The following is a 17799-nucleotide window of genomic DNA, read 5'->3' as shown; positions in this document are numbered from 1 at the left end:
CCTCCCTATCTCCCGAGCTTCCACGGAAACAGCGTAAGCTGCTCGTAGCGCTCTTGTTGCGGTTCGACAAAATGGGAAAAGCCGACGCCCACCAGTCTCACCCCTTGCGAATAATCGAAGGCATCGAGCAACTCTTCCAACAACTCCTGCCAGTTGGCTCCGGCGACTGCCTTGTGCTGCTTCGTTCGTTGCGTGAAGTCGGCGTACTTGATCTTGAGCGTGATCGTCTGCGGCTCGACTCCTTCCTGACGAACGTCCTCCTCGATCTCCCGCAAGAGCGAAAGCGCAATCGGCGCGATCGATTCGCGGTCGTACAAATCAAAAGGCAGCGTCGTTTCACGGCTCGTCGACTTGGGCACGCGGTCCATCACGATCTCGCGGTTGTCTTCGCCCCTGGCCCGGTGGTACAAGGAACGTCCGAACTTGCCGAACAGCTGGACAACCTCATCCAGCGAGAGCCGCCAAAAGTCCTCCACCGTCTCGATGCCCTTTTTGGCGAGCAACTCCTGCGACTTTTTGCCGACTCCATGCAGCGTTCCGATCGGCAGCGGTCGCAGGACCTCCAATGCCTCCTCAGACCGGATGATGACAAAGGCGTCCGGCTTTTTCAAATCGCTGGCGATTTTGGCGAGCGACATATTATAGGAAAGCCCGATGCTACAGGTAAGGCCCGTCTCCCGTTTGATCCGCTCTTTCAACTCGCGGGCAACAGGCACGGCATTCGCGTAGTGGGACACATCCAGGTACGCCTCGTCGAGACCGACCGTTTGGTAGCGTGTCGTATAGGAAGCAAAAATTTCTCTGACTTCCGCGGATTTTTCTGCATAGCGGCTGTAGCGGACGGGAAGGTACACACCCTGCGGGCATTTTTTCCGCGCCAGCGCCATCGGCATGGCCGAGCGCACGCCGTATTTGCGCGCCTCGTAGCTGCACGTCGAGACAACCCCGCGATTGGCAGGCCCGCCTACAATCACGGGCTTTCCGCGCAGTTCCGGCCGATCCAGCTGCTCTACGCTGGCGAAAAAAGCGTCAATATCCAGGTGAAGGATTTTTTTCATGACGGATAACCACCAAACATACATTCTCATTTGTATTATCCCTGTTTTGCTCCTTCGACGCAAGCGGTGGATATCTCCCCCCACTACGGCCGCTTTACTGCCCTTGCGCTTCGATCACGGCAAGCAGCTCGGATACGGGCGGATTGCCTTTTTTCGCATACACGATCGTCCCGTCCCTGCCGATGATGTAGACAATGCGCTGCTGAAAAAACAGGCCGAGAATTTTTCCTACATCATATGCCTCGCGGATGGTTTCGCCATCGTCTACGATCAGCGGAAAAGCGTACTGAAACTTTTCCGAAAACGCCTGCTTTTTGCCCAACTCCCCCGGATTGACGCCGAAGACAACCGTGTTTTTCTGCTGCAAGCTCGCGTAGTTGTCCTGAAGGGCGCACAGCTGCCTGGTGCAAACGGGCGTATCGTCGCCCGGGTAAAATACCAGAACGATGGTTTGCTTGCCGACATATTCTCCCAGGTCTACCGGACCTTTTGTGCTGTTTGCCGTGAAGACCGGGGCTTTTGCTCCGACTGGTAACATGGCTCTCACCTCGTAGGACCAGTATACACCGATTGGGGGCAGACTTACAGGCTCGGTCTGGCCGCACGCCAGCCCGGCACGAGCAAACGCAGCTGCACCAAGCCATAGGCGACGCGCCGCCGTCGTTGCCCCTATGAAAAAACCGCCCTGCTGGCAGCAGGACGGGTATCTGTCCGGAATGCGATGGACCTGTTTTTCTGTCGCTTACTTCGCTTGCCGCTTTTGCTGGCTTTGCTGCTTTTGCTGCTTTGCCCGGGCAATAAAGGCCTCGGCGATTTTCAGCATCTGGCTGTCGTGCGCCCACATCCGCTCAGGATGCCACTGTACGCCGATCACGAGCCCGTCAAGACTCTCGATGGCCTCGATCACTCCGTCAGCCGCGCTTCCCGTCACCTGGAAGCCGGGGGCCACGTCTTTGACCGCCTGGTGGTGAGAGGTGTTCACCAGCACCTCCTGCTGCCCGAGCGCATCCGCCAGAAAGCCAGGCTTGAGTGTGACCTTATGCGCGCCGTACTCCCGGGAGCCTTTTTGCGCGTGCTGAAAAGCTCCCGGAACCTGACTGGGAATATCCTGAATGAGCGTGCCGCCACACGCTACATTCACGATCTGCATGCCCCGGCAAATGCCCAGAATCGGCTTTTTCAGCTCCAGCGCCAGCTTGATTACGGCAAGCTCGGCCAGGTCCCGTTCGTATTCGATGTTCCCCAGCCCTTGCAGCGGCTCTTCCCCGTACAGATGCGGGGCAGGATCGTCGCCGCCCGTCAGGATCAGCCCGTCGAGGGACTCGATCATCTCCCGGAACGGCGCTTCCTGTACGGTCAACAGCGGCAGGATGAGCGGAATGCCGCCAGCGCGGGCCACTCCGTCCACATAGCCGGACCCGACATAGAAAAACGGGTCGAGATGGTGATTCGGGAAAACCATTTTCGTACACGCGACACCAATGATCGGACGCACGCCAGTCACTCCCTTATGGCTTCCGGGTCTATTTTGCAGCCCCCGGGAAGTCCGCCTTTTTCCGCCGTTTCTTGCGGCGGCCACTACTGTCAGCAACCCTTTGTTCCGGAATGATTTGCATGATTGCTGCAAACATGATTCAATCATAGTATCTTTAGAAAATTTTGTCTATATAACTAAAAAGGAGATGGGCCTTGTGCTATCCGGTCTTTTTCCCCCTGTTTCCAAGCTCTGCGAAGCCGCTGGCGGCGAGTGGGGCATCTATCTGGAAGATTTGCGGACAAACGAAACGCTCACCATCAACGAAAAGCAGCGCTTCTACGCCGCAAGCGTCATCAAGGTGCCGATCATGACCGCCGTATTCGCCGAGGCGTATGCCGGCAAGTTCGCTTTGGAAGACAGGCTCAGGCTGCGCCGGGACGATCTCGTGGGGGGAGCAGGCGTCTTGCAGCACATGACGCCCGGGACGGAATTCACCGTGTACGACCTCGTCACGTTGATGATGATCCAGAGCGACAACACCGCCACCAACATGATGATCGACCTGGTCGGAAGAGACATCATCCGCAGCGTCATGCGCAAAACCGGCATGGAAAACAGTACCTTTTTCCACAAGCTGATGGTCAGGCCGGCCGAGCTTGCCGGGTTCAACGAGATTACGGCAGCAGACATCGGCAGTCACCTGCGCTGCCTGGCGACGGGTACAGTCGTTTCCTACGACAGCTGTCTGAAAATGATCGCGATGTTAAAACAGCAGCAGCATCGTGACCGCTTCCCCTCTCTGTTGCCCGATCCGGACGGCGCCATCATCGGGATGCTGCCCAAATGGGAGTTTGCGAACAAAACAGGCTCCGTCTCGAAAATTACGCATGATGTCGGGATTTTCTATACAGGACCACACGCTATCAGCGTCTCCCTGCTCAACAAGGGGCTGCCGCAACGGGATGCTGCCCGTGTCATGGCACGCATCGGCAGCCTGCTGTACGAAACGTACGGCCCGCCGCAAGCGTAGGCGCGCCGCTCATCCGTTTTCCCGGACGGGCTTTTTCTTGTAAGGTCTGGCTTTTGGGCTGACCACGCCAAAAAGCGGGTTCTTCCTTTTCCCACGAAAAGAAAGAACCCGCTTGCTTCGCCTTTATTGATCTTTTTCCAAGATGAGATTGGATACTTGCCATGCGCTGGAGAAGGACAACTCGGAAAGCTGGCCTTGACCTTCGCACCAGTCCCCTGCAAAGAACAGGTTGCGATAGTCGGGGAAGAAAGTAGGCATCGGCTTTTGATTCATCGTCCATTTGATCTCCTGGACAACAGCACGGGCAGACACACGCGGAACGACCAGTTGCTCGCGCCAGCCCGGGAAGTGCTTGTCGTACAGGTTTTCGATCTGCTGCTTGCGAATGTCCGCTGCTTCCTTGTTGCCCACCTCATCCTGGCGCATATAAGCGGTTGCCTGCAACAGCTGTCCGCCCTCCGGCACACAAGTACGGTCGTAGTACGAGATATCTGTGATGAAAATATTGTTTTGCTTGTCGTAGATGTAGGAGAACGGCACATCGATCCGCTCTTTCAGCCCAATGTCATACACCATGACGACTGTCGGCTCGTATTCGGCATGCTGGGCAATCGCGTGCTCCAGACGTGTTCCTGCGAATACTTTTGCCATTTCCCTCGGCGGAATACAGCAGACAAACTCATCAGCCGTAAACTCGCCCTCTGGCGTCGCCACTCCCGTCACGCGATCATTTTCTACAAGAAACTGCTCGACTTTGTTCTTGAGCATGATCGTGCCCTGGTTTTCCTCAATGACGCGAACCAGTTCGTTAATCAGCGCCTGCCAACCGCCGCCGATATACGCTACAGGCTTGTTCGTTGTAAACAGACGGCTGTAGTACGTGAAGAATACGTCAGACGGAATTTTTTCCGGTTCGCGCGTAAAGAAGTTGGAGGATGCAAGCGTCAGCATCATGTCCTGTACATCTTCGCTGACATGCTTTTTCTCCATCCACTTCTGAATCGACATGTGCGGATGGCCCTTTTCCATTTTCAGCATCGTTTTCAAAATCTCAAACGTAAATAATACCTTGTCCATTCCTTTTAACAGCTTGGTTTGGAAAAGTCCTTGCACGTTGGAAGGAACGGCAGTCAAATCGTCCCCGATATCGTACTTTGCTTTTGTCGGATTGAAGTCTTGCCAGTCAATGTTGAGTCCGAGTTCTTTTTCGAACGTTCTCAGAACGGAGCTGTCGCGTGCATAAATGGCGTGAGCACCGAAGTTGAAGTTAAAGCCCTTGATCTTCATGGTAACGGCACGTCCACCCAATTGTCCGCGCTCCAAAACCAAAACCTTTTTGCCTTTCGACGACAGGTAGGCGGCACTGGAAAGACCAGCCAGTCCGGCACCTACAATAACAACGTCATAGTGATTGGTTGTCATACACAATCTCCCCTACGCACTAGCAATGTTGATTACATGAGCTAAACCCTACAATAGAATAAGGGATGGATAAGGAGGAAGTCAACTATTATTGAACTGTGTCTATTTTTATACTGTTAGATACCAATTTTTACCTGACAAACGTGTGCGAGGATAGGGAAAAAGGCAAAGGGGATGCTCCAAATGGACTGCATGGACTGGAAAATCCCGATTCCCCCCGCGCAAAAAGAGGCAGGTCCACTCCCTGCCATCCGCGAAAACAATGAGCCGCTCGTTTCTCTCATGCAGTATGCCCCACAGCTAGCGGTATATCCGGTCTGCTACCACGAAGGGTTTGCGCATGCTCCGGCGGACTGTCTCGTCCGAAGTGCGGTCGCCGACAGGCTGCTGCAAGCTGCCAAGCTACTTCCTGCCAGCCTGCGCCCCGTCGTGCTGGACGGCTATCGCTCGCTTCAGGTGCAGCGTGGGCGGCCCGGACCGGAAGCTCCTGGCCATGTACGGCGGCGTGTAGCCCGCTTCTTTTTCCACGCCAAACAAAAACAAGCCCTATCGCGACCACCCCCAAAAGGAAGCCGCGATAGAGCAGGCTAGTCGTTGCGTCTTGTCATCTGCTGCCAGACCGTACCGCTGGCTGCTTCCCCGCTCTCGATTCGCTGCAAGGCCATTTGCACCTGCAAGCTGACTTCGAACTCAGGGTCGTTCTGGGCCGCGCGCAAGGCGTCGAGCGCCGTCTCGTCACCTACTTCATACAGGAAGCGGGCCGCACGCCAGCGCACGAGCTTGTTCCGGTCTTTGAGCGCCGTACACATCGGCCCAATCGCCCGCGGATCGCCCAGATCGGACAGCGTATCGCCTGCCGTGCGTCTCACGGACACGGAATCGTCGCGAAGCGCTTCGAACAACAGCGGGAACACTTCGTCGCCTCCGACCATCCCCAGGTAGACGACAGCGAGCCTGCGAATGGACGGTTTGGGGTCGCGCAGCGCTTTTGCCAGGACAGGCAAGTCTTCCTCTGTCGGCTCCATGCGGTCCAGCGCCTCATAGCGCTTTTGCCAATCCGGATCGTCGAGCATCTCGAGTGTCACGACCTTTTTCTCGCGCTCGACCGCCTGCGGCGTCTCGCCCGGCCCGAGCAGCATCGCCTGCTGGACGAGTTCCTCCAAGCGGCTCTGCGGGTACGTCGCATCGATCTCCTGCGCTACCTCCTCGCCGATTTCGCGCAAATCGCCGTAACGGACACCGTGCTCCACCCATTTGCGCTCCATAATTAAGTTCGGGGAAGCAGAGCCGGCCTGTACGGCGGCCTGCCCGAATCGCTCAGGCAAGGCGGCGCGAATCTGCTCCGTCCCCATCGTCACCTTAACCTGCATCGGGACGCCGCGGAACATCTGGATGAACACCTGCGCCTCCCCGTAGGCCCCCGCTTGCTCCGCGGAGACGACAGGGATCGCCATTCCTTTTCCCGCCTGCAAAATTTCCCGCGCCTCCGTCAAGATGCGCTGCCAGTCCGCATTCGACTTGCGTTCCAAAGCCAGGAAGTCCGCCGTATGAAAAATCGACGTCACTCCGTCAATGGCCAAAAGCTCCTGCATCAGCTCCGGTGCTTTTTGCGCTTCCGTTTTTGTATAAACATGTTGCACGCCGCCTGGCAGAGTCTCGTCCACGTTCAGCTTCATCACATTCGGACTCGGCGTCGGTTCGATGGACAACAGTTTCATGCTTTCGTCACTCCCTTTTCCGCAATGCTACCTTTCCTATGGTAGCACGGAAGCGGCTTCGTTTGCCAATCTGCGGGCGTCGGCAAAAGCAGTTTGCGCCAGAAAGCGTCCTAGAGCTTCAGCCTGTAGTAATCGTTGGCTGACTTCACGACAAAGCCACACGACTCATACAACCCGAGCGCCCTGTTGTTTTCACAGGCAACCTCAAGGGAGATCTCTGCGAAGCCTTCTGCTTCGAGCAGCGCAATCGTCTGCGCCAGCGCCTGGCGGCCGTAGCCTTTGCCCTGCTCATCAGGATGGACGCAAAAGCCGTAAATAAACGCCTGCGTGCCATTTTTGCTTACGCTGATTTTGCCGACCGCCCGTTCCTCTGCCAGCACCAGATACGTACTGATACGAGGATCGTTCGCCATCTTCTCCTTCATCTCCCGTACCTGCGCTTCCTCCATCTGAAAACCGCGTACATCGAGCTGAACCAATGTCTCTTCATCTTCTGCGGTAGCAGGCCGCAACCGCACAGCGTGGTTCAAGGCTTCTCGTCCAGATTTCCCCAAATCCATCCAGTATTCCGAATACTCGTATGGGGCGCCGATTCGCTTCTGATAAGCGGCCCCTGCCTGCGATTTTTGCTGGACGATAAACAGCAGGGCAGGAATGCCCCGCTTGCGGCACTCTGCTTCGGCCCTGCGCTGCAGTCCGGTAAAAATCCCTTTTCTCCGGTGATCCGGATGGACCATGCCGCTGACCTCCGCCTCTTTGGCGTGGAACACATACAGGCCAAGATATCCGACCAGCTTGTTGTCCGCGTAACAGAGAAAATCCTCTGTGTGCTCGCCCGAACGCTGTTCCAGCATGCTCGGGTTTATTTTCAAAGCAATGCCGTCATGCCCGTTGCAAATCGCCGCCAGCTGGTTGATTTCCGTAAGCTGTGCAGCTGTCAGCGATGTTGTGGCCACAATCTCGTATCCCAAGCGACTCTCCCCTTTTTGACGTCTTACCTCATCTCATCTTGTTAACTAGGTAATTAGATAAATCACGGCTAAAATTCACTAGTGTTCATAAAAATTGCCAGGGCTAATAAATTGATATTTCCTAACAATATTCCGGTTTCAAATGGCAAAAGAACGGAGTGACCCACAAAGGTAGTTCCGTCAACTTGGCATTTATATGCAATTAAATCAGATGCTATACAACCGCTTCTTGGCTTTTCCCGTAAAACGAAGTGAATTTCACGTGCTGCTTCAACCATGTAAAGAAGATTTCAATGGCCCAGCGACTCCGATACATCTCGCTGATCTCTTCGGCAGATAACTCCCTCGATTCGAATTTGGCAGGAGGGGGTTTCCCTGTGAATCGGTTGTCTCTATGAGGCGGAAGACATAACCATCTCTTTTGATGGAACTCCCTTCGGAGACAGGACGATCAAACACATACGTCGTCCCCAGATTGTCTACGAGCGGATCGAGTTGAGTCCGGTCATGAACACGTGCTGGCGTCATCTGCAATCGCCCGTTATCCTTCTCGTTGCTGAAGTTGAGCATGCAGAAATAACAGGAGATAGGCAGAGGTCATTAGCTTTTTGACGTACTTGTCGTGGTCACTAGAAGCCAAATCTTCAAAAAAACGTTTCGAAAAAATAGGCGAACCCATTTAGCAAATGACAAAATTCGGTATTCTTGTCCATAGTGGTATCCTTTCAGTGGATTTGGCAGAAACTACCTGACCATTCCATTGTAAAGGATTTTTTTGTGCCATCCATACTCAAAACCAAACGTCTGAATATTATGCGTATTTCGATTGCAATAATCGCAAAGTTAGTGGTATAATATATATGTTTAACCAAAAAAAGGGAGGGAACGGAAGTGAAGAAATTTGTTTCGTTTATGTCGATTTTTGTGTTGATGCTAGTTGCTTTTGTTCAAGGTGTTTCTGCGGAAAAAGTATCTGCTAATCCTAAGGTTTTTGAATTTAGTCAAACCGACATCGAAAACTTAAAAGATCGTTTTAGTGAATTAGGCATAGATGAGAAAACACAGAACACATTGATTAAGAAGTTGGAAAACGGTGAAGTTTTAGATTCTATGAAAGAGGAGAATTTGCAAAAGGCGAAAGCACAGATTATTGCAAATGGAGAAAACAGTTTAAATAAATCCAGAGTCATTACTTTTAATGACGGTTCTAAAATAATGTATGGAACTAGATTAGTAGATTCAGAGATACAGCCAATGGTGTCTCCTGGTTCATACATGATTGAATCTTATTGGTTTACTGGTATAGTTAACTTTGGATTTTATTCTGACATTGTAATTGTGTCAGGTAACAACAATGATTATATAGTCGATTCATATGACCCGTATGTAAGTGTACTTGGAGGAAGTTTTACCCCTCCTACCGTGGGTATAAAAAGAAAATATGAAACTAGTACGAGACGTGCGTACAGTCAAATGGATTTTACCTACACAATTCCTACAGGGCAATCTACTATGAAGCTCTATCTGAATGTAGGAGACAATGATTATGAAACTACGCTTTCAAAAGATGATGTAAAATAATATTCAGAGAGAATATTTATTCTTTCATTCGTCTTAGGAGGACCACAATGAAGAAACAGTTGAAAAGATCCTCTACTGATAAAGCAATTTTAGGTGTTTGTGGAGGGATTGCAGAATATTTCGGAATTTCTTCGTTCATTGTGAGACTTATATTTATTTTGCTAGCAGTTCCGGCATTAGGTGTATTGTATATCATTCTAGGAATTTTTCTCCCAGAAGATAAATCACTGTATTAGCCAGTCGTATGACGTAAAACCCACTATCAGCCGGTTTTCACCACACTAAGGGTGTAACCGGCTGATTTTAGTGTTCTCAGTTCCCGAAGCTTTCTGTTGGCTACCGGCATCAAGCAAAAGGGATGCCGGGAAATCCTTGGCTTTACCATTGGCGACAGTGAGTCTTACGACAGTTGTTCCTCCTTTTTGTCAGCTTGAAAGAACGGGGCCTTCATGTCGTTGATTTTGTCGTCTCGGATCAACATAGCGGTCTTGTCAAAGCGATTCCTACACAGTTTCAAGGCTGTACGTGGAAACCCATTTTTTGCGAAATATCATAGACGCAACACCGAAAACGCTTCAAGAGGACGTCCATAAACATGTCCGTGCTATTCTGGATGCTCCCAGTATTCCTGTCGCACGTACACTGCTGGGCGAAACCTTTGTCGCCCTTGGAGAAAAGGCTGCCAAGGCCATGCGTATCCTGGAGGCAGGATTTGACGATGCGGTAGCCATCTCCGAGCTCCCTGAACGATACCGAAAACGCCTCCGTACAACCAATTCTGTTGAGCGGCTGAACGAAGAAATCCGCCGACGCGAAAGGGTGATGCGTATCTTCCTGAACCGCGCGTCTGCCATTCGACTCATCGGTGCCATGCTTCTGAGCCACGCTGAAAAGTGGAGTACAGGCAGAAAGTATCTGGAATTAGACGAATACCACGAGTGGATAAACAACCGACAGACCGAGTCATATCCCGAAGGAACCGGGGCATGAGACATTCATGCAGATGGCGGCTTTGCCCTTAGGTGCAAAAACCGAACAAGAGGACGTTGGTCAAGTACAGAGAAATCCATGCTGAAAGGGAAGGTAAATGATATCTCCAATCCAGAGCGTGTTTTCGTTTGGGCTTCAAACGCACGTTTCACTAAATTATCCATGATTCCCGATCCTTTTGGTTTTCGTCCGATCCGACTTCGTTTTCGATAAGAAACGTCAGCCAGTCCCATCCGAACGACACGGTTCTTGCTGGTAAACAAGCCGCGTTTGCACAACTCTAAAGCGATCCAGGGACTGGCATATCGACCCATAAATTCTTTATACACTTGCAAAATGGCTACCTCGAGACTTTCCTGGTCGATGGTTCGTTGACTTTTTCTGGGTTTCTTCCAGTCATCATACCCTTGGGGGCTGATTCCAAGCACTTTACACATGAGCCGGACGGGATAGATTTTTACGTGGCTTTGAAATAACCGATACTTGGCTACTCGGGCTCCTTCAAGAATGTCTGAAACTTTTTTACAATCTTAATCTCCCTTTATCTCCCTTTCGCGTTCGTCCAAGCGCTTTTGTAGCCGTCTGATTTCGAGATCCTTGTTGGCGATTGGTTCGTTACCTGTAAATGCTTCATCACCGTATGTTTGATATTCATACCCCCGCCCATCGGCTCAGCATCGTAGGAAGAATGCCTAAAGCCTTCGCAACATGGGAGACCTTCTTTCCTTCATCCATGATCTGCATTACGGCAGCTATTTTGAAGGCTTTGTCATATTTGTAATACTTAGTACGCCCCATAGAAAAACAACCCCTTCACCCAAAGTTATCCTTCGACTTAACTCCGTGCAAAAAGGTATGATCGCTATTTTCTTGACTCAATCATGCGTTTTCACCCACGCCCTAGTCTATTATCAAAAATAATGCCTTCTCATCTCCTCCACCATTTCCTCCAGATTGTTCGCTACTTGCGGAATCGAATAGCCAACGTACAGCGGGGAGGTCACGAAGCGCGGCACTGCCTTCGCGATCAGCTTTTCTTTCCATTGATAGAAGAAAAAGTTGTAGCTCTGGTTGCGCGGATTGACATGGTGCAAGATCCAGTGCGCCAAAATTTGCAAATAATCAGCCATTCTGGGCAGCTGATCCAGGTCGGACAAAACGACGTTGTACTCAAAAAAACCCGCCCGCGGATGCGTCGAGAGCGTACACTCCACCCCTGCCTCCCGGTCGACGGTGATTCCGTGAAAGTCGCTGTCCCTAAGCTGGGTGCGATAGTCGTAGCCTGTCAGCCCGACGATCTGCATGTGCGGGTGACGAATGCTCCCGCCGGAATACGGTCCGTGATTTTTGAAAAACAGCACAGAGCGAAAAGAGCCGCTTCGCTCCATCTCCAGCCACTTTTCCACGCCAAAGGCGAGCAAGGCGTGCGCATGCTCCCGGGAATAGGTGGACCAATCGCCATCGCACTCATCCGATTCGATCAATACGGTCTGATGCGTATCTTGCAGGACGGGAAATTTGTTCATCAGCCAGATCATGGAACCGCGCTGCTCCAGCACATCTGTCAAGCTGCTGCGATCGCAGAACGGACACGCTGTTTCTCTGTTGAGTACGCTCTCCGGCTTCTTTCTGCCGATGTGCATGTTAAAGTGCAAGTGTGTCTGCGCCATACAAACTGCCCCTCCAATTTCTGGATACTTCTACTTTACACCGATTCGCGCGGAAAATCATGACGGAATTTTTGCCCTGACGTGAGCCGGCAACAACCGGGCCTATTTTTCCCTATTTTATACGTTCGCTTCTTTTTTTACCCCAAACGGGTTGCATATAATGGGAAGCAGTGATAACCGGAAAGGTGTTGGATACGATGGAAAAATCATTTTACTACCCGGTGAGCTGGAGTGAAGCCCACCGCTACAAGGCGCTGCTCGATCAAGAGGGAGTGCCCTACGAGATTCAGTCTCCGCTCGATCTGCCCATTCTGGAGGAAGGCAAGCTGGCGATTGTCTTTCCTTCCATTCCGCTTCGGCTGTACGCGTGGGTGAGAACCTTGTTTTACCGCGACGGCCTGCGCTATCCCGATACGTTTTCTTCCTTCCGGTAACGGATAAAACCAAAAGTACCCCTCTCCTTCTCGCACATAAGATAGTGGTAGCAGCTATGTCGATAGCGGTTGCCATAAGGGAGGTGAGGGAATGCCTGCATACAACATTCGCATCTCGATCGCGAAGCTCAGACTCGACCTGTTCGACGGAAACAAGCTCGTTCGCTCCTACCCGGTGGCGCTCGGCAAAATCGCCACGGCGACACCACGGGGAGACTTCACTATCATCAACAAGGTGCCCTATCCGAATTCCTACCCCGGAGGTCCGCTCAGCGCCTTCGGGACGTACTGGCTGGGGCTCAGCAAACCGCACTACGGCATCCATGGGACGAACAACCCGTCCTCCATCGGCAAATACGTCTCGCACGGCTGCATTCGCATGTACAACGAGGATGTCAACGCCCTGGCGAAGCTCGTTCCCATCGGTACGCCCGTGCGCATCCGGCAGCAGTGACCATACGCAAAGACCCGCCTTATGCTCCTGGCAAAAGGCGGGTCTTGTTCACATGGTAGGCTTTCTTTTTTTCGCGATCGGTTTTCGGTCTTCCGTCTCCAGATAGACGAGAAATCTTCGGGCTTGCTTGTACATGATCGACAGCGTCAATTCCCTGATCTTGTTCATGATCGCTTCTTTGTCCTTGGGATGGACTTCGCAAGCGAGTCTTTCTTCTTGCAACGCCAGGTACGACATGACCCATTCCGGGTCCAGTTTATAGGCAGGCAACGACAGCGACTCCTCTACTCTAGTAATCCTCTCTAGTCTACAGGAGATCGCGTGCGCTTTCCCAGCCTCAATAACTGGCGAAACAAACAGAGATTGGCACGCTGCCAATTACTTCCCTCGCTCCAACTCTTCCACCAGCGCAGACAGCTCCGCCCATCGCTCCACGGCCGCTTCCAGTTCGGCTGCGACCTGCTGCTCTTCCGCAAACAGCTTTTCCACCTTGGCGTAGTCGCTGCCCGCTGCCGCAATGTCTGTTTTCAATTGCGCAAGGCGCTCTTCCAGCGAGGCGATTTTGCTTTCGATGGTATCCCAGTCTTTTTGATCTTTGTAGGAGAGCTTTTTCGTGCGGTTGTTGCCGCGAGTCGCCTGGCTGCCCGGCTGCTTCTCGGCAGACGACTGTTGCGCCTCGGAAGCGGCGAGGGCATCCTCTCTCCGCTTTTCTTCCAAATAATCGGAGTAGTTGCCCGTAAAGTGGCGAATCCGCCCGTTTCCTTCAAAGGCAAACAGATGGTCAACCGTGCGATCCAGGAAGTAGCGATCGTGGGAAACGGTGATGACCGCTCCGGGAAACTGCTCCAAGTAATCTTCCAAAATGCTCAGCGTCTGGATATCGAGGTCGTTCGTCGGCTCATCCAGCAGCAGCACGTTCGGCTCGCCCATCAACGTCCGCAGCAGGTACAGCCTGCGCCGCTCGCCGCCGGACAGCTTGGAAATCGGCGTCCACTGCATCGACGGGGAGAACAGAAACCGCTCCAGCATTTGCGAAGCCGTAATCGCCTCTCCGTTGCTCGTCGTAATCACTTCCGCCGCTTCCTTGACGTACTCGATCACCCGCAGCTTTTCGTCCATGTCCACGCTGTCCTGCGTGTAGTAGGCGATTTTTACCGTCGTGCCGACATCAATCGTTCCGCTGTCGGGCTGGATGCGGCCCGCGAGCATGTTCAACAGCGTCGATTTGCCGCTGCCGTTTGGACCGATAATCCCGACGCGATCGCCCGGCAACACGATATAGCTGAAGTCGTCGACCAGCTTTTTGTCCCCGTACACTTTTTCGATCCGTTCGATCTCGATGACCTTTTTGCCCAGGCGGCTTGCGCCAAGCGCCATCTCCAGCTTCGCCGCCGGACCGTCCACCGTCCGATCGCGCAGTTCCTCTACCCGCTGGACACGCGCTTTTTGCTTGGTCGTCCGTGCTTTTGCCCCCCGGCGCAGCCAGGCCAACTCGCGGCGCAACAGGTTTTGCCGTTTGTCCTCTGCCGCCGCCTCGTTTTCTTCGCGCTCGGCTTTTTTCTCCAGAAACGTCGCGTAGTTGCCTTCGTAGCTGTACAGCTTGCCGCGATCCAGCTCGAAGGTGCGGTTTGTCACCCGATCGAGGAAATAGCGATCATGCGTGACGAGCAGCAAGGCTCCTTTGTAGCGGGACAAGTAATCTTCCAGCCACTCGACCGTCTCATTGTCGATATGGTTCGTCGGTTCATCCAAAATCAGCAAATCGGCTGGCTGAATCAGCGCTCTTGCCATCGCTACCCGCTTGCGCTGGCCGCCAGACAGCTCTTTGACCTTTTGTGAAAATCGGGAAATGCCGAGCTTGGTCAAAATCATCTTGGCCTGGGTATTGCTCTCCCACGCATCGGCCGCATCCATCCGGCTTTGCACCGCAAACAGCCGTGCCTGCTTTTTCTCGTCTTGCGGGTCTTGCTGCACGGCCGCAAGCGCCATTTCGTACTCCCGCAGCAACTGGATGAGCGGGGATTCTCCGTAAAACACTTGCGCAAGCACCGTAGATTCTTCGTCGAAGCTCGGATTTTGCGGCAAATATTCCACGCGAAACTGGTTGGCATGAATGATTTTTCCACTGTCCGGAGTATCGAGTCCCGCCACGATCCGCAAGAGGGACGATTTTCCCGTGCCATTGACGCCAATCAGGCCAATTCGCTGCTTTTCCGCGATATGAAAGGAAATGTTGTCAAACAAAACTTTCTCTCCGTAGCTTTTGGAGAGGTTTTCTACCGAAAGAATCTGCATCATCGTCACCTGTACTTTTCGATTTGCCGTCCTCCCAGCATCGTACCATGTTTTTCTCGGAAGCTCTAGGGACACTCTGCCCGCAAATTTTCTGCCGCCACATGAACCGCAGGCGTACTCTCCTGCCGTTGAGTACGCCTGCCGCTCATTCAGTTGCCAAGCCACTGTTCCGTGCGCGACAGCAGCTCGCCGATTTTCACGTCCTGCACGACCAGGTCCGCCCATCCGTCCAAAGGAGTCGGCTCCTGATTGACGATCACCAGCCTGGCTCCGTTTTCTTTGGCCCGCTGCGGGAACCAGTTGGCAGGGCTGACCGTAAGCGACGAGCCGAGCACGATCAATAGCGGCGCGCGCTCTGTCCATTCCACTGCCAGGTCAACCTGCGACTGGGGCAGCGACTCTCCGAACAGGACGACATCCGGGCGAACGAAGCCGCCGCACGTACATTCGATCCCTTCCTCCTGCAAATACCGCTCGCTCGGGTAGCTCGCCCGACAGCGAGTGCAGCTGACCGTCGTCAGTGTGCCGTGAAGCTGTGCGACTGCCTGACTCCCTGCCCGCTGATGGAAGCCATCTACATTTTGCGTGATGATGCCTGCAACCAGACCGCGTTGCTCCCACTGGGCCAAAAGCGCGTGTCCGGCATGCGGTTTGCAAGCGGCAAGCGCCTTGATCCGCATCCGGTAAAACTCCACAAACGATTCGCGGTTGTTGCGCATCGCCTGTGTACTCGCGAGTTTTTGCGGATCATTGCCCCGCCACAGCCCCGTCTGCGAGCGAAAATCCGGCAAGCCGCTTTCCGTCGACATCCCTGCCCCCGTAAAGACGACCGCGCCCGGCGATTCCTGCAACCATTTGGCAAGTATCTCCATCTGCTTCCCCCTCTTGCGTTTTGCCCTCATTGTAGCGGAGGAGGAAGAGGGTGTACAGCTAGTACGTAGCAGAATATCCGTATGGCGGCTGCTGATAAGGATAAGCGGTTTGCGGCTGGCTAGTCGGATAGTAGGTGTAGCCTGCCAGTTCCGGGTATTGGGTGTACTGCCCGTACTCCGGCGGCTGCGTGTAAGCCGCAGCGTCGTAGTAGGAGTTCACCGGCCATTGGCTGGAATACTGACTGGAATAGTCGTAGTGCGGATATTGGCTGGAAGTGTTTTGCCACTGGCTACGGCCCTGGTTGGGAGCGGGGTTTGCCCCCTGCGGGCAGCCGAGCGGTGGACCGATGACGACGGTTTGGGTGATCGGCGCAAGGGTGTCTTTTACCTTCGCTTCGTCCAGGCAGTACGTGTGCGCCCAGATATTTGCCGGCGTCAGGCGCAGGATATCGGAGCCAAAAATCACTTCCGGAACAGGCGCATCGAAAATCGCGATCAGATGGGTATCGTCCGTCAAGGCCACTTCATAGTGCCACCAGCCCTGCGGTACGTTCGCCACTTGCCGCGGCTTGAGATTGAAGTTGAGCAACTGGTTTGTAAACGGATTGATGATCGATACGACAGCCTCTCCCGCTACACAGTAGACGAGTTCGGAAGCATTTTGATGAATATGCGGTTCAATCACATTCCCCGTCGTGAGAAAAATATCCAGCAACGACGTGTTGCCGAGCGTGTTCAGCTGCTGGATGCCGAGCGCATCAATGAAGTTTCCGGCGTCTTTGCGAAAAAACGTGTTGTTGCGCAGATCAAAGGTAAACTGCGTATTGGGTGAAGTGTAATCCCGATAAGATGTAGCCATCTGTCCTATCTTCCCTCCAGCTTCTGGGTATCTGTCTCATAGGTATCCATATTCCTTGCCAGACAGAAGGTGCGCCCATGTTTTGCTTACGCGCATGCCCTGGCACTCCCTTTTTCTTTCTACATATGGTAATAGCAGTTGCGCCAAGTTCTCTTTGGGAGGTGATGGGAAAATGGCCACCTATTTCGTTTCGGATATTCACGGACAATATCAGGCATTTCAGAGAGCGTTGCGCGATGCCTCCTTTTCTCCGCAGACAGATCGGCTCTACGTCATTGGCGACATGATTGACCGCGGACCCGAATCCAAGGAAGTGTTGTTCGAGCTCTTCCGCCTGCGCCAAGAGTACCCGAACCACGTCTTTCTGCTGAAAGGCAATCACGAGCAAATGTTGGAGGACTGGCTGAAAGGGCAAGGAAATCCGCAGCTGTACCTGCGCTACAACGGAGGCGATGCCACGATCCGTTCGCTGCTCGGTCATCATCCCCTGCGCCGGGCGTTCCTTCATTCGATGCCCTCGACCGCAGAGCAGGAGGAGGCGAGACGGTTCATTCTCGCCGAGTATCCAGGTCTCTTGCCTGCTTTATCCAGCTTACCGCTGTACATGGAGCTGCCGGCTGATCCGGCGTCGGGAGCGCCCGCCGTTCTTCTCGTTCATGCGGGGATTCGCCCGGGAATCCCTCTGAAAGAGCAAAACCCGGAAGATCTCCTGTGGATTCGCGAGCCTTTCTACCTTCATGAACAAGGAGACAGGCCAATCGTCTTTGGGCACACCCCCGTTCCCCGACTGCCTGGATATGAAGGCCAGGGACCTTGGAGAAGGGGCAATCTCGTGGGAATTGACGGCGGAGCTGCGTATCGGCGAGGGATATTATTGGTCGAATGGCCTTCCCTGCAATCCATCTTCGTCCCGATTCAGGACGTCCAACCCGACTTGTACGTACGGGTCATCTGATTGTGACGATGTC

19 protein-coding genes and 2 pseudogenes are annotated in these 17799 nt (G+C 53.3%); 8 read left to right on the top strand and 13 right to left on the bottom strand.

Annotation, left to right across the window (positions count from 1 at the left end; translation table 11 throughout):
* Nucleotides 1–5: 5 nt before the first annotated feature.
* The 3 genes from ACTHO6_RS01035 to ACTHO6_RS01025 all read right to left on the bottom strand — a co-directional run bounded on the left by ACTHO6_RS01035 (nt 6) and on the right by ACTHO6_RS01025 (nt 2553).
* Complete coding sequence (locus ACTHO6_RS01035) at nt 6–1058, bottom strand: DNA polymerase IV (protein WP_440238437.1); 1053 nt, start codon at nt 1056–1058, stop codon at nt 6–8.
* A gap of 94 nt (nt 1059–1152) precedes the next feature.
* Nucleotides 1153–1596: a peroxiredoxin gene (locus tag ACTHO6_RS01030; RefSeq protein WP_440238435.1), complete on the bottom strand. Its 444-nt coding sequence runs from the start codon at nt 1594–1596 to the stop codon at nt 1153–1155.
* 204 nt (nt 1597–1800) lie between these two features.
* Entirely contained in the window at nt 1801–2553 is a 753-nt protein-coding gene (locus ACTHO6_RS01025; protein ID WP_440238433.1) for a gamma-glutamyl-gamma-aminobutyrate hydrolase family protein, read from the bottom strand.
* Nucleotides 2554–2749: 196 nt separating this feature from the next.
* On the opposite strand from ACTHO6_RS01025, the gene ACTHO6_RS01020 reads away from it, so the two are divergent.
* Entirely contained in the window at nt 2750–3565 is an 816-nt protein-coding gene (locus tag ACTHO6_RS01020; RefSeq protein WP_440238431.1) for a serine hydrolase, read from the top strand.
* 123 nt (nt 3566–3688) lie between these two features.
* Here ACTHO6_RS01020 and ACTHO6_RS01015 read toward each other — a convergent pair whose 3' ends face one another.
* Nucleotides 3689–4987, bottom strand: coding sequence for a phytoene desaturase family protein (locus ACTHO6_RS01015; protein ID WP_440238429.1), 1299 nt, complete (start codon nt 4985–4987; stop codon nt 3689–3691).
* A gap of 183 nt (nt 4988–5170) precedes the next feature.
* On the opposite strand from ACTHO6_RS01015, the gene ACTHO6_RS01010 reads away from it, so the two are divergent.
* On the top strand, nt 5171–5578 hold the full coding sequence (locus tag ACTHO6_RS01010) for a hypothetical protein (protein ID WP_440238427.1): 408 nt from the start codon (nt 5171–5173) through the stop codon (nt 5576–5578).
* Here ACTHO6_RS01010 and ACTHO6_RS01005 read toward each other — a convergent pair.
* The 3 genes and pseudogenes from ACTHO6_RS01005 to ACTHO6_RS00995 form a co-directional block, all read right to left on the bottom strand.
* Nucleotides 5575–6705 carry a virulence factor gene (locus tag ACTHO6_RS01005; RefSeq protein WP_440238425.1) on the bottom strand — a complete coding sequence of 377 codons (1131 nt, stop codon included), beginning with the start codon at nt 6703–6705 and terminating at the stop codon, nt 5575–5577. The genes ACTHO6_RS01010 and ACTHO6_RS01005 overlap by 4 nt on opposite strands.
* 110 nt (nt 6706–6815) lie before the next feature.
* Nucleotides 6816–7676, bottom strand: a complete 861-nt coding sequence (locus ACTHO6_RS01000) for a GNAT family N-acetyltransferase (protein WP_440238423.1) — start codon at nt 7674–7676, stop codon at nt 6816–6818.
* A 214-nt stretch (nt 7677–7890) separates the two neighbouring features.
* Nucleotides 7891–8103: pseudogene (locus ACTHO6_RS00995) on the bottom strand (transposase); the annotation flags it as partial.
* 464 nt (nt 8104–8567) lie between these two features.
* Between ACTHO6_RS00995 and ACTHO6_RS00990 the strand changes: the two are divergent.
* The 3 genes and pseudogenes from ACTHO6_RS00990 to ACTHO6_RS00980 all read left to right on the top strand — a co-directional run.
* Nucleotides 8568–9257 carry a hypothetical protein gene (locus tag ACTHO6_RS00990; RefSeq protein WP_440238421.1) on the top strand — a complete coding sequence of 230 codons (690 nt, stop codon included), beginning with the start codon at nt 8568–8570 and terminating at the stop codon, nt 9255–9257.
* Between the two features lie 47 nt (nt 9258–9304).
* Nucleotides 9305–9493, top strand: a complete 189-nt coding sequence (locus ACTHO6_RS00985; RefSeq protein WP_440238419.1) for a PspC domain-containing protein — start codon at nt 9305–9307, stop codon at nt 9491–9493.
* Nucleotides 9494–9574: 81 nt separating this feature from the next.
* A pseudogene (locus tag ACTHO6_RS00980) lies at nt 9575–10247 on the top strand (IS256 family transposase); the annotation flags it as partial.
* A gap of 651 nt (nt 10248–10898) precedes the next feature.
* Here the strand turns inward: ACTHO6_RS00980 and ACTHO6_RS00975 are convergent.
* Complete coding sequence (locus ACTHO6_RS00975; RefSeq protein WP_440238417.1) at nt 10899–11045, bottom strand: transposase; 147 nt, start codon at nt 11043–11045, stop codon at nt 10899–10901.
* 113 nt (nt 11046–11158) lie between these two features.
* Nucleotides 11159–11917, bottom strand: coding sequence for a DUF4931 domain-containing protein (locus tag ACTHO6_RS00970; RefSeq protein ID WP_440238415.1), 759 nt, complete (start codon nt 11915–11917; stop codon nt 11159–11161).
* A 197-nt stretch (nt 11918–12114) separates the two neighbouring features.
* Between ACTHO6_RS00970 and ACTHO6_RS00965 the strand changes: the two genes are divergently transcribed.
* Nucleotides 12115–12351 carry a hypothetical protein gene (locus ACTHO6_RS00965; RefSeq protein ID WP_007784848.1) on the top strand — a complete coding sequence of 79 codons (237 nt, stop codon included), beginning with the start codon at nt 12115–12117 and terminating at the stop codon, nt 12349–12351.
* Between the two features lie 91 nt (nt 12352–12442).
* Nucleotides 12443–12805, top strand: a complete 363-nt coding sequence (locus ACTHO6_RS00960; RefSeq protein ID WP_440238412.1) for a L,D-transpeptidase — start codon at nt 12443–12445, stop codon at nt 12803–12805.
* Between the two features lie 48 nt (nt 12806–12853).
* Here ACTHO6_RS00960 and ACTHO6_RS00955 read toward each other — a convergent pair whose 3' ends face one another.
* From ACTHO6_RS00955 to ACTHO6_RS00940, 4 genes are all read right to left on the bottom strand, one after another.
* Entirely contained in the window at nt 12854–13075 is a 222-nt protein-coding gene (locus ACTHO6_RS00955; protein WP_440238410.1) for a hypothetical protein, read from the bottom strand.
* Between the two features lie 108 nt (nt 13076–13183).
* Nucleotides 13184–15100 carry an ABC transporter ATP-binding protein gene (locus tag ACTHO6_RS00950; protein ID WP_440239385.1) on the bottom strand — a complete coding sequence of 639 codons (1917 nt, stop codon included), beginning with the start codon at nt 15098–15100 and terminating at the stop codon, nt 13184–13186.
* A 149-nt stretch (nt 15101–15249) separates the two neighbouring features.
* Nucleotides 15250–15972, bottom strand: a complete 723-nt coding sequence (locus ACTHO6_RS00945; protein ID WP_440238408.1) for an NAD-dependent deacylase — start codon at nt 15970–15972, stop codon at nt 15250–15252.
* 58 nt (nt 15973–16030) lie between these two features.
* The gene (locus ACTHO6_RS00940) at nt 16031–16831 is read right to left on the bottom strand and encodes a cupin domain-containing protein (protein WP_440238406.1); all 801 of its coding nucleotides are present in this window, start codon (nt 16829–16831) and stop codon (nt 16031–16033) included.
* Nucleotides 16832–17003: 172 nt separating this feature from the next.
* Between ACTHO6_RS00940 and ACTHO6_RS00935 the strand changes: the two genes are divergently transcribed.
* Nucleotides 17004–17786 (top strand): metallophosphoesterase family protein, encoded by a 783-nt coding sequence (locus ACTHO6_RS00935; RefSeq protein WP_440238404.1) that lies wholly within the window; start codon nt 17004–17006, stop codon nt 17784–17786.
* The last annotated feature ends 13 nt before the right edge of the window (nt 17787–17799 follow it).

This window comes from Brevibacillus sp. SAFN-007a (assembly GCF_051967035.1).
Taxonomy (GTDB): Bacteria; Bacillota; Bacilli; order Brevibacillales; family Brevibacillaceae; genus Brevibacillus.
The sequence above is the reverse complement of the archived record's forward strand: the minus strand, read 5'-3'. Positions and strand labels throughout refer to the sequence as shown.

Bases quoted from the DNA above. Each gene is read 5' to 3' on its own strand.
- ACTHO6_RS01035 (WP_440238437.1), bottom strand. From the start codon at position 1,058: ATGAAAAAAATCCTTCACCTGGATATTGACGCTTTTTTCGCCAGCGTA.
- ACTHO6_RS01030 (WP_440238435.1), bottom strand. From the start codon at position 1,596: ATGTTACCAGTCGGAGCAAAAGCCCCGGTCTTCACGGCAAACAGCACA.
- ACTHO6_RS01015 (WP_440238429.1), bottom strand. From the start codon at position 4,987: ATGACAACCAATCACTATGACGTTGTTATTGTAGGTGCCGGACTGGCT.
- ACTHO6_RS01010 (WP_440238427.1), top strand. From the start codon at position 5,171: ATGGACTGCATGGACTGGAAAATCCCGATTCCCCCCGCGCAAAAAGAG.
- ACTHO6_RS01005 (WP_440238425.1), bottom strand. From the start codon at position 6,705: ATGAAACTGTTGTCCATCGAACCGACGCCGAGTCCGAATGTGATGAAG.
- ACTHO6_RS00985 (WP_440238419.1), top strand. From the start codon at position 9,305: ATGAAGAAACAGTTGAAAAGATCCTCTACTGATAAAGCAATTTTAGGT.
- ACTHO6_RS00975 (WP_440238417.1), bottom strand. From the start codon at position 11,045: ATGGGGCGTACTAAGTATTACAAATATGACAAAGCCTTCAAAATAGCT.
- ACTHO6_RS00970 (WP_440238415.1), bottom strand. From the start codon at position 11,917: ATGGCGCAGACACACTTGCACTTTAACATGCACATCGGCAGAAAGAAG.
- ACTHO6_RS00965 (WP_007784848.1), top strand. From the start codon at position 12,115: ATGGAAAAATCATTTTACTACCCGGTGAGCTGGAGTGAAGCCCACCGC.
- ACTHO6_RS00960 (WP_440238412.1), top strand. From the start codon at position 12,443: ATGCCTGCATACAACATTCGCATCTCGATCGCGAAGCTCAGACTCGAC.
- ACTHO6_RS00950 (WP_440239385.1), bottom strand. From the start codon at position 15,100: ATGCAGATTCTTTCGGTAGAAAACCTCTCCAAAAGCTACGGAGAGAAA.
- ACTHO6_RS00945 (WP_440238408.1), bottom strand. From the start codon at position 15,972: ATGGAGATACTTGCCAAATGGTTGCAGGAATCGCCGGGCGCGGTCGTC.
- ACTHO6_RS00940 (WP_440238406.1), bottom strand. From the start codon at position 16,831: ATGGCTACATCTTATCGGGATTACACTTCACCCAATACGCAGTTTACC.
- ACTHO6_RS00935 (WP_440238404.1), top strand. From the start codon at position 17,004: ATGGCCACCTATTTCGTTTCGGATATTCACGGACAATATCAGGCATTT.